This window comes from Nostoc sp., assembly GCF_036917975.1.
GTDB lineage: Bacteria > Cyanobacteriota > Cyanobacteriia > Cyanobacteriales > Nostocaceae > Nostoc.
The window spans coordinates 1-10441 of sequence record NZ_JBALEJ010000011.1 but is presented as its reverse complement, the minus strand read 5'-3'; the positions used below and the strand labels follow the sequence as shown (position 1 = coordinate 10441).

Below are 10441 nucleotides of genomic sequence, written 5' to 3'. Positions count from 1 at the left end.
GAAAAAATTGATAAATTCTTCCTATTCTAATTGCCAAATCTCAAATTAAAATAACCCAATATCATACCACAAAATATTTATGCAAGAGTTCTTATGTAAAAGTTAAAGGCGATAAAAGCCCTTACGATGGCGACACAGTTTACTGGAGTAAAAGACTAGGGATACACCCCCAAATGCCTAATCGTAAGGCTAAGTTGCTAAAACTTCAAAAAGGTAAATGTCCTTGGTGCGGTTTAAGCTTCCAAGAATGGGATGTTTTAGAAGTAGACCACAAAATCCCCAGAGCATTAAGAGGCAAGGATGAGTATAAAAATCTGCAATTATTACATCGGCATTGTCACGACGAAAAGACCGCAATTGACCTAAAAGAAATACGGAAGAAAGACCGCTCCAAATTCCGAGAGAAACTTTCTCAATTTTGGAATAAAACTAACTGGGAGTGGATACACGATATTCCTAATTTCATAGGTCATGCTGTCAGGAAGTCCGATATGACAAATGGATAACATACTGAGTAGCCGTGTGCGGTGAAAGTCGCAAGCACGGTTCCGAATGGGAGGGGTGATGCAGTAATGCACACCTCGACCCTACCACGAGCGTAATCAACTAGTTGCAGACATATTTTACGACCACGGGCAGGAATTTATTAAGTTCCGAAACGGTAAAGAAATTCTAGTTGACACTGCCTATAAGTGGGGATGGCAGCGAGTCGCAGATTATGCGTCCCCGTTTTCAGAAAGTAATTGGTCGCTTGGCAGTATCAATGCAAGGGAATCTTGATCTAGTACTATAACTTATTCAAGAAAGCCAAAACTTTTTCCTGTCAAAAATTAATACGATTTGCTCTTGTTGCTGGCTTGCCCATGAGGTTAGACCATGTTTTATGATTTGCAGGGCTAGGATGAGGGAACTCAAAATGATTTCCGGTTAACCCTATGCTGTTTACTGTTGCACTTGCTACTTGTCCCCAAGGCGAAGATAAATCTAGAATTCGCACTACCCCTCTGACTCAAAATTTTGCCCTCGCTCGCAATTTCTCACTCAATTTATACAGGGACAATATGTTTAACAATATGGCACAAGCCCAACGACTCTGCTCTTTTGGTTTAGACATACTCAAACGACTTTTTAGAATGAAATAGCCCTGGGGTAATTGCACGTAAGTTAGTATGAACTGTCAAGAATCACCGCACTTTTTATTCGGTGAGTATGTCAAATCTCTAGTGTTACTCTCAGTACTGGCTCAGGCAATGGGAAAGGTTCTTTTGCAAATACAGTAGGTGACTGCCATTTGTCTACTTGTTCACCAATCCCTTTCAGACGTTCACTTATTTGAGATAACCATTCGATTTGCTCATTAACAGAACAACAATAAGGAAAATCTTCAATATTAACTTTTTGGTCAATAATCTTACGATAAATAGAGTCTTGAATTATCGCACTTCTCATGTCATTAATATTAGCCTCCATCAACTTCATAACCACGCGGAAACGAACCCACTGATGAGGTTCTAATTTGAAATCTTGCAGAAGTTCTCCGGCTTTTGTTCCCTTGTCAATCACATGTTGAATAGTATTTTGAGTCATAGCTAGGTTTAGTCCACCTTCGTCATCATTCAGGCGAATCTGCACTATCCTTTCTCGGTAACTAGGTAGTATTGATTGGGCATTATCTCGATAATTCTGAGCAGTTGAAAAAATAGCGCCCAAAAATCGCAAAAGATTAGGTACTAACGAATCATCATTTTCCAATGGGATGAGTTCTGTTACAGGTGGTTCATCTGCTTTAGGTAAATAAATAGCATCTGTATTAGGCTGAGTGTTAACTTGAGAAAGAGTAGGGCTGATATAGTCTAGGCTTACTTGATTCTCAGCATGATAATCCACTTTATCTTTTGGCATTGACGTTAAGTTAACGCCAAAAGTAGGACGTAATGGTAGCCATGAATCAAAGAAATGAATGGGAAAATTACTACAAATTCCCCCATCACTAAACCAATTGATTTGCAGATCGTCGGCTGTCAATTCCAATGGTTTTGTAGTTGAAAGTAATTTTTCCAGCTTAATAGTGTATAAACGAACAGCACTAAGTAAGATAGGAAAGCTAAGACTCATGCGTGTAGCTACAATTACTGGTAAGTCATCTGCATCTGGTAAAAAATAATAATCTTTAGGCAGAATGACACCATTACGTTTCTGAAGATCCAAGCTGATTAAGTAATTTAATACTTGTGGAGGGAAAAGTTTCGCAAAATCCTGGCGATTGAAAATGAACAAGTCTTTCTTGAATGGCAACACGTAAGGTTGATTTTGGCTCAGGTTAGAAGTTACCATTCTAAGCGTAATGTTATCTGCTGTCAGTCTGTTATCGTCAAATTTTTTACACCTTAGATCACCAAAAGTCAAAGGTTTTGACCTGCCTTTAATTCCAGCTATGTCGTTGAGTCTATCGTTTAACCAGTCAGTTAAGACGGTGAAATCTTCTGTTTCCAAATTATCCTTGCGACCACTGCATAACCCAATAAAGTTTTCCGGTACTTTTCTGGTTAAAATAAAGATGAGATTGATGACACTGACAATTAATGCTGTTAAACAACCTACTAAGATTGGGAAAATAATTCTCCAACCGGATACAGATCCGCCTACCAATGTTATTAGTAAGTAGCTCAAACACATACCTAAAAATACACCAGTAGTAAAAATCAAAGGCAAATGAACCAATAATGATTTTGTCAATCCCAGAAATTTTACGATTTTTGATTTTCGTTGAGATTTAAATATGTCCATCAGGTCAAATAGAACATTTATGAGTGGACGTGTTGCCGCAGAAGGTTGGAAAAGGTCTCGCAGAAATGTACCTTTTTTAAGCTCATTCTGTAAGTCATTCAGCTTTTCAAAACCACCCTTTCCTAGAGAGTCTTTGGTATCACGTCCATATTCCGCAGCTGCTGTAGCTGCTGCTGCAATTGCACCCGCTGAGGTTCCACCAATATTACGAAAGTGATATTTATCCTTGAGTTGTAACACTAGAGATGGATAAACAATTCCACTTGTGATACCGCCTTTCATTACGAGATCGCATTCTTTAACTTGAGTCATTTTTCTACCTACTTTCTATTTTATATGGCACTAAGAAAAGCGTAAATCCCTGCTATTCCTACTTAAAATTTAGAGTTTGCAGTGTGTCTTGATATTCTAAAGCTTTGATTGACCCCAATTCTCCAGTCGAGTAATTAACGATAATCTCACTACCGTGGAGTTGGTAAATATTTGGAGTAGTCATAACATTTATCCTAAAATCTGTGTGTTTTTTTTCAACGCTATTGGCAATCTATTTTGGAAAATTCCTCTTCTACTGCAAAGATGCTATTGGTGTTTCACCATAGGAGTATGCAAGAAGCCTGAATTTCCCAAAACTCTGAGCATCAATTAACTCTTTGATACTCACGAATTACAACGTCTTCTTTAGATTTATCCGAAATTAATGATAGATTTATGCAACCAGAGCAAATACCTTTACAGATGTTTACTTGGTTTGTATTTCAGCATTCTATCAAAAACCCAAAATCAGGTTTTTCCCCAAGTATCCCCACCACCTTCAGGTTCTCCATCCGTAGAGTTCACGCATTCCACCGAGCAACAACAGCCTCAAGCGGCGCTAGGATTACGATCATAGGCAATTTGGACACAACGAGCGATCGTTTTGTTAGTTCGATAGTCGTCCCACAACTAAAGGATGACTCGGAATCTGACAGCCTTGTTTATTCTCATATCCATTTTGAGAATAGTAAGTAGATTTAGAACGAAGACTCCAGGTATAACCAGCAATGACCCCATTGCGATCAACATAAAGGCGCATTGTGCCTTGTCCTACACCTCCATCGTCCCAGGCATCTTTGTCGTTACAGGATTTATTAGGCAGCAAGCGAGTATCTTTGCATCCATGACCTGATTTGGATGAGTCGATTACTTTTAAGGAATATTGAGTCAGATCAGATTGAACTGGGGGCGAGGTGTTGTGGACAATGGGAGCTTGACTAATTAGAACAACATGACCTGTTGATTTCAAGGATGTAGGACATTGGTTAGCATCCGATATATTTTGATCGGAACTAGGATCTTCTGCATCTGTTGTGTTACGGTCATTCTCCGAGTATTTGATAGCGAGAATATCCCCAGGTTTAATATCGCTGACTTGGGAAATTAACTGAAAACGTTTCTGCGCGGTAATAGTGTCGTAATAATTGGCGGCTTTAGGGTTGTCTAAACCGATCCAATTTTTGATATCCGAACTAGTATAGCCATAGGCTCGCTTCAGCAATCGGGTAATAAACGAAGAACAAACCGTTCGATTTTGAGACTTTGTGGCACCATCTACACCTTTCCATTTCAGGGTCGGGTTTTTGGAAGTGTAGGCATTGTTTTGAGGTTGTATGTCATCGATGAGGCGTTTAGCCCAATCTAGCTCTTGAGGCTCTTGGCTAGCACCTGCAATTAAATAAGAATCAATGTTTGACTGATTGCTGGAAGCGCGCTCAGTGATCGCAGATGGAACGACAATAAAAAGGCACAATGCTATTAGCAGAGAAATAAAAAGCTTGAATTTCATTAGTCTATTGATTGAAAGGGCGATTACCCGTTAATTATGGATGAGAAAAGGACCGATCACTATAGTGAAGATGAATTTGGTTTTCTGTGTCACAATCCCCAACTAAATTGATCCCTTCTGCCCTCTGCCCTCTGCAAGAACTGCCTTTTTTGTAACCCATATTCCGCACTTCGCTTTAGCTGCTCTCTTGTCAAAACTTGAGAGCAGTTTTGCATTCTCAATTAGTAACAACGTCAGCTAAAGCTTTGGACTTTGCAGCATTGGCTAGTATTCTAGTTAGACACTCATGGTAGTAACAGGGGATGAAGTATGGGAGAAGCTAAACACAGAAAACAGCTTTTGGGTGATGTCTACGGTTCACGAGTTAATTTAGAAAAATGCCCCATACCTTCAGAAATTAGCACGCTCAAAGCCTGAAATATCGATGAGAATGAGGCATTAAAAAAGGTAGAAATTTTATCCTTATCCCAGGAATCAGTCGTTAGCGTACATTTTGGTTCCAATGTTACGCGCACGCAAACTTTCAATCTGGAGTCACAACAACTTCAGATGCGATGACCGTGGGATAGTAAACAGGCTTTTTTTGATTTGGTATGACCAAAATAATTGAGAATGGTCTACGTAAAAATAGGCTTCCTTGATAGTTTGAAACTGCTGCCGATCATTTTTGGGTAAACCTCTTAATTGTTGATGGATTGATTAACTAAGCTTGATAGTTCTATCAAACCTCCCCGTTGACCGAGTTCAAGCCTGAGAATGACTGAGTAAGGCTGACTTTTAAGCGATCGCATCCATCTGTTATTGCATCCATGTAGAATCTAACTAGTTCATCAGGACTGATATGCCGCGATCGCTCAAGGTTCGACAGGATTGCATTGGAATAGTTAAGCTAGCGGTGAGACGGAACGGCTTTCCTAGTCAACAGGCTCTAGCTGAGGAGCTAGGCATGGCCCGCTCCACAGTAGTCAATTTTTTGACAGGAAAACCAGTTGATCGGGCGGTTTTTGTAGATATCTGTGATAAATTGTCCTTAAACTGCGAGGAGATTGCTGAGTTTGACATGGAAACTCCATCAGTTTTGGGTAAGGAGCATGAGATAGAGTCCAGCAGAAATTATCGAGACTTGGAAGAGGCGGATGACGTATCAACCTTTCAGAATAGCCGAGAGAAGCCCAGTAAAGCGGAAGCCCCCAAGCCCGTGCCATCGCTCCATTTAAGCAGTTTAGATAAAGAAGACAAAATTATTGAGAGTAACGAACAGCTTGAGCATCTGTCTGTTATGGAAGCCCAAGTTACGGATTTTACCTTTTATGTGGAACGCCCTCCCATTGAAGAACGCTGTTACTTGGAGATTTTGAAGCCTGGATGTTTGCTGCGAATTAAAGCCCCTTGGCAGACAGGAAAAACAGAGATGATGTCAAGAATCATACATTACATCGAGCAAAAGGGATACCGAACAGCAGTTTTAAACCTGCGGGATGCGACTCAAGAAGATTTCAGCAACTTGGATAAATTTTTGCAATGGTTTTGTACTATCGTTGCTGATAGATTCGAGTTGACTACCAGCGTTGAAGAACACTGGCGCAAGAGTATTGGAAATAGCAAAATTAAATGTCGAAGCTACTTTGAAAAGTATTTATTACCAGGTGAAAGCCCCTTAGTTTTAGCATTAGATGAAGTTGACCGAATTTTCTCAATCCGAGAAATTGCCAGCGAGTTTTTAGGTATGCTGCGAACTTGGCATGAAGATGCTAAAACTCGTCAAGTTTGGCGACAACTCCAGCTAGTCGTGTTACATTCAGAAATCTACACTGAGGTTGATATCAATCAATCTCCGTTTAATGCTGGATATGAGGTGATGTTAACAGACTTTAACCAAGAGCAAGTGCTTTCTTTAGCACAGCGGTATGGATTAAATTTCGATACAGCCAAAGTCATGCAGTTAATGGCTACAGTAGGAGGACATCCTTATTTAGTAAAAGAAGCTCTCAAACAGATAGGGCAACAAGATACAACGCTTGAAGAAGTGCTGCAAACATCTCACACGGCATGGGGAATTTATAGTCGCCACTTAGAACGACATTGGAGAAGTTTGCAGTCTAATTCTGAATTGGCTCATGCTTTTGAAAAGATAGTCTTAGCAAATTCTCCGGTAGAATTTAATTCTCAGTTGAATCAAAGTATAGCAATAAAGTTAAATGACTTGGGGCTGGTGAAGCTTTCCAGTAATAGCATAATGCCCCGTTATGAGTTATACCGCCACTATTTTCGCGATCGCTTTCAAAATAACCTATGAGCGCCACGCACAACCACAGTAATTCTTATCAAGTAGGGGGCAGTTTACCAGAGTCCGCTTCTACTTATGTAGTCCGCCAGGCAGATTGCGAACTGTATGAAGGGTTAAAAAGTGGTTTTTTTTGTTATGTTTTGAACTCTAGGCAGATGGGTAAGTCCAGTTTGCGGGTCAGAACAATGCGAACCTTGCAAGAAGAAGGATTCGCTTGTAGTGCAATTGAAATGAGGGATATTTGTAGTTATGAAGTCACGCCAAATGAATTTTTTGGTGGTTTTACTAGTCTTTTAGTAAGCGGTTTTAATTTGGAAGTTGATATAGCAGACTGGTGGTATAAATATCAGTATATTCCTCCATCAATGCGATTGAGTAAGTTTATTACTGAAGACTTGCTAGAAAATATTCATCAAGATATTGTTATATTCGTTGATGAAATTGATAATGTTTTAAACCTAAAGTTCAAAGACGATTTTTTCGCTTTTATTCGTAGTTGTTATAACAAACGGGCTGACAATTTAAAATATAAGCGCCTCACTTTCGCGCTGCTGGGAGTAGCAACACCTGGTGATTTAATTGCTAATCACAATTACACACCTTTTAATATTGATAGTCGTGCAGTTGAATTAACAGGTTTTCAACTAAAGCAAACTAAGCCCTTAGAGTCAGGATTGGTTGGGGTAGTTAGTAATCCCAAGGTAGTCTTGCAAGAGGTATTAAAATGGACAGGTGGACACCCGTTTCTTACGCAATGGTTGTGTCAACTGATTACTACATATCCTTTGCCTCGTCATTCTCAACATGAGGCACAATGGGTAGCGGCAATTGTACAAGAACGGATAATAGAGAATTGGTGGGCGCAGGATAAACAACAGCATCTACAGACTATACGCGTTCGCATCCTTAGTAATGAAAAATCCGTCTCTCGATTATTGGGACTGTATCAACAAATTCTGCGTTTAGAGGAAATTAAGAGTGATGATAGCTCTGAACAAATCGAATTGCGGCTATCTGGTTTAGTAGTTAAACAGAATGGATTTTTAAGAGTTTATAATCGTATTTATGAATCTGTTTTTGATAAAAATTGGGTTGAGAAAGAGCTAGCTTCTGTCCGACCTTATGGAGAAGCGATCTCACTTTGGGAAGAATCTTCATGTCAAGACAATTCACAGCTTTTACGTGGGCAGCAATTACGCAATGCTCAAGCATGGGCAGTTGGCAAAAGCTTAAGTAATATAGATTATCAGTTTCTTAGCGCGAGTCAAGAAATTGATAACCAAGAAGCTTTAGAAGTAGAAAAGCAAGCGAAGTTAATTTTGGAACAAGCCGCAGAAAAAGCCAAGCGACGTATACAGATTGGCTCGGTGGTTTTGGCTCTATCCTTAGTGGCGGCAGTAATTACAGGAGTGCGCTCGATTGTAGCAGAACAACAACGACAAGAAGTACTGGCAGGTAACAAACTAGAACGAGATGGTTACGAAGCTTTACGCCAGTTTGAGTTTCAACAAATAGAAGCGCTTTTATTGGCAATGAAGGCTGGGCAGCAGTTAAAAGAACTGGTCAAAGATAGTCGCCCGTTAGAAAAATACCCAGCTACAAGCCCAATCTTAGCCTTACAGATAATTCTTGATAACATTCAAGAAAAAAATAAGCTTCAAGGTCATAAAGGTTATGTAAACAACGCCAGTTTTAGTCCTACTGGAGAAAGTATTGCTACTGTATCTTGGGACAAAACTACTCGTGTATGGAATTCATCAGGTAAACAATTAGCTGTTCTCCAAGGACATCAACAAAAAGTCAATGACGCAAATTTTAATTATGATGGACAGCGTATCATCACGGCCTCTGATGATGGAACAGCGCGTGTGTGGGATTTGTCTGGTAGACAGTTAGCTATACTCCAAGGACATCAACAAAAAGTGACTCGTGCCAGTTTTAGCTCTGATGGACAGCATATCGTCACGGCCTCTGATGATGGAACAGCGCGTGTGTGGAATTTGTCTGGTAAAGAGTTAGCTATACTCCGAGGACATCAACAAAAAGTGACTCGCGCCAGTTTTAGCCCTGATGGACAGCGTATTGTTACTGCATCCCACGATACAACAGCGCGTGTATGGGATTTGTCTGGTAGACAGTTAGCTATACTCCGAGGACATCAACGTGAAGTCAGCAGCGCCAGTTTTAGCCCTGATGGACAGCGTATTGTTACCACATCTCGTGATGGGACTGCTTATGTATGGAATTTGTCAGGCAAGATATTGTTTAAATTTTTAGGTCATCAGGGGTGGGTTAACAGTGCTAGTTGGAGTCCTGATGGAAGCCACATTGTGACTGCATCCAGCGATAAAACTGCACGTATTTGGGACTTGTCTGGTAACCCACCAGTAGTACTTAAAGGGCATGAAAATACTGTTATTCGTGCCAATTTTAGTTCTGATGGAAAGTATATCATTACTGCATCATGGGATGGCACTGCCCGTATATGGAATTTATCAGGGCAGTTACTGGGCAAACTGATAGGCCATGTAAGAAATGTTACTAGTGCTAATTTTAGCCCGGATGGGCAGCGCATCGTTACCACCTCTGAAGACAAAACCGCTCGTATTTGGGATTTATCTGGCAGACCACTAGCTAAACTCGAAGGGCATAGAGATGAAATTGTTCACGCTAGTTTCAGCCCAGATGGGAAGTTCATTGTTACTGGTTCGAGTGATAAAACCGCAAGAATTTGGCGGGTTAGAGAATTAGATGAACTTTTAGTACAGGGGTGTTTGTGGCTAAAAGATTACCTTGCCACCCATCCCAAAGCACAGGAAGAACTCAAATTTTGTCATAAATTTTCATAACTTAGTATCATTTTAGAATGGTAAGCTGTTGTGACCTGCAATTATAAAGTGCGATCATGTTTCCTCTCTACGAGACGCTGAACGCGAACGCTTGAAAAATGGGCAGGCTACATCCCTAGAACTACGCCCGATTTCTCAATTACTGCACCGATCGCCTATTCCTTCAGCGTGTAGGTGGTCGCTACCGCTTCATCCACAAACTACTGCAAGACCACTTCGCCCAAATGCAGTTTAAGCGCAATGTTGACTGAGAAAGAAACTACACTCTTGCCATCGCTCCCCAGCAAATACAAGCGAACGTAGAATGTGCATTTTCAACTTGGAATTGGGTTCCTCTTAAAGGTTAAAAGTTTTTCTTTCCCCTCCTTTTCATCAACGTTCATAGTGACCGCGAATCCATACCTTCCGATGATGTCTTCTCTCCCAATGCCCACGAATCCACCTGTGATGATGATGCCCACCAATATCGATTACTAATGCTGATGCCTATTTTGGCATGGCAGCAATGAACAGTGGTAATGCAACTAATATACCTACAAGCATTCGTTTCATAACTAATTTTCCTTTGTTCAACTATCTGACATTAAGTAAATTAAATTCTTTATGAGTTGATTTTTAGCGATGTTAAGCGGATTAAACCGCTCAGTTCCTTGAGCGAATATGTCTGTTATAGTTAATATGAACTATCCTGGTTCT

General features: G+C 40.3%; 7 protein-coding genes. 3 read left to right on the top strand and 4 right to left on the bottom strand.

Annotated elements, in window-relative coordinates; genetic code table 11:
• Nucleotides 1-173: 173 nt before the first annotated feature.
• Entirely contained in the window at nucleotides 174-506 is a 333-nt protein-coding gene (locus tag V7K76_RS03500) for an HNH endonuclease (protein WP_334780445.1), read from the top strand.
• A gap of 706 nt (nucleotides 507-1212) precedes the next feature.
• Here V7K76_RS03500 and V7K76_RS03495 read toward each other — a convergent pair.
• The 3 genes from V7K76_RS03495 to V7K76_RS03485 form a co-directional block, all read right to left on the bottom strand.
• Complete coding sequence (locus V7K76_RS03495) at nucleotides 1213-3099, bottom strand: patatin-like phospholipase family protein (RefSeq protein ID WP_334780446.1); 1887 nt, start codon at nucleotides 3097-3099, stop codon at nucleotides 1213-1215.
• A gap of 58 nt (nucleotides 3100-3157) precedes the next feature.
• Nucleotides 3158-3283 (bottom strand): hypothetical protein, encoded by a 126-nt coding sequence (locus V7K76_RS03490; RefSeq protein WP_334780447.1) that lies wholly within the window; start codon nucleotides 3281-3283, stop codon nucleotides 3158-3160.
• Nucleotides 3284-3706: 423 nt separating this feature from the next.
• A complete protein-coding gene (locus V7K76_RS03485; RefSeq protein WP_335029668.1) occupies nucleotides 3707-4609 on the bottom strand; it encodes a hypothetical protein in 903 nt (300 codons plus the stop codon).
• A gap of 841 nt (nucleotides 4610-5450) precedes the next feature.
• On the opposite strand from V7K76_RS03485, the gene V7K76_RS03480 reads away from it, so the two are divergent.
• Both V7K76_RS03480 and V7K76_RS03475 read left to right on the top strand, forming a co-directional pair.
• Nucleotides 5451-6905 carry an AAA-like domain-containing protein gene (locus V7K76_RS03480; protein WP_335029666.1) on the top strand — a complete coding sequence of 485 codons (1455 nt, stop codon included), beginning with the start codon at nucleotides 5451-5453 and terminating at the stop codon, nucleotides 6903-6905.
• Nucleotides 6902-9745, top strand: a complete 2844-nt coding sequence (locus V7K76_RS03475; protein WP_335029665.1) for an AAA-like domain-containing protein — start codon at nucleotides 6902-6904, stop codon at nucleotides 9743-9745. The genes V7K76_RS03480 and V7K76_RS03475 overlap by 4 nt, the downstream gene beginning before the upstream one ends.
• Nucleotides 9746-10117: 372 nt before the next feature.
• Here V7K76_RS03475 and V7K76_RS34550 read toward each other — a convergent pair whose 3' ends face one another.
• Nucleotides 10118-10210 (bottom strand): hypothetical protein, encoded by a 93-nt coding sequence (locus tag V7K76_RS34550; protein ID WP_442936736.1) that lies wholly within the window; start codon nucleotides 10208-10210, stop codon nucleotides 10118-10120.
• Nucleotides 10211-10441: the final 231 nt, after the last annotated feature.

Bases quoted from the DNA above. Each gene is read 5' to 3' on its own strand.
- V7K76_RS03475 (WP_335029665.1), top strand. From the start codon at position 6,902: ATGAGCGCCACGCACAACCACAGTAATTCTTATCAAGTAGGGGGCAGT.
- V7K76_RS03485 (WP_335029668.1), bottom strand. From the start codon at position 4,609: ATGAAATTCAAGCTTTTTATTTCTCTGCTAATAGCATTGTGCCTTTTT.
- V7K76_RS03495 (WP_334780446.1), bottom strand. From the start codon at position 3,099: ATGACTCAAGTTAAAGAATGCGATCTCGTAATGAAAGGCGGTATCACA.
- V7K76_RS03490 (WP_334780447.1), bottom strand. From the start codon at position 3,283: ATGACTACTCCAAATATTTACCAACTCCACGGTAGTGAGATTATCGTT.
- V7K76_RS03480 (WP_335029666.1), top strand. From the start codon at position 5,451: ATGCCGCGATCGCTCAAGGTTCGACAGGATTGCATTGGAATAGTTAAG.
- V7K76_RS03500 (WP_334780445.1), top strand. From the start codon at position 174: ATGCCTAATCGTAAGGCTAAGTTGCTAAAACTTCAAAAAGGTAAATGT.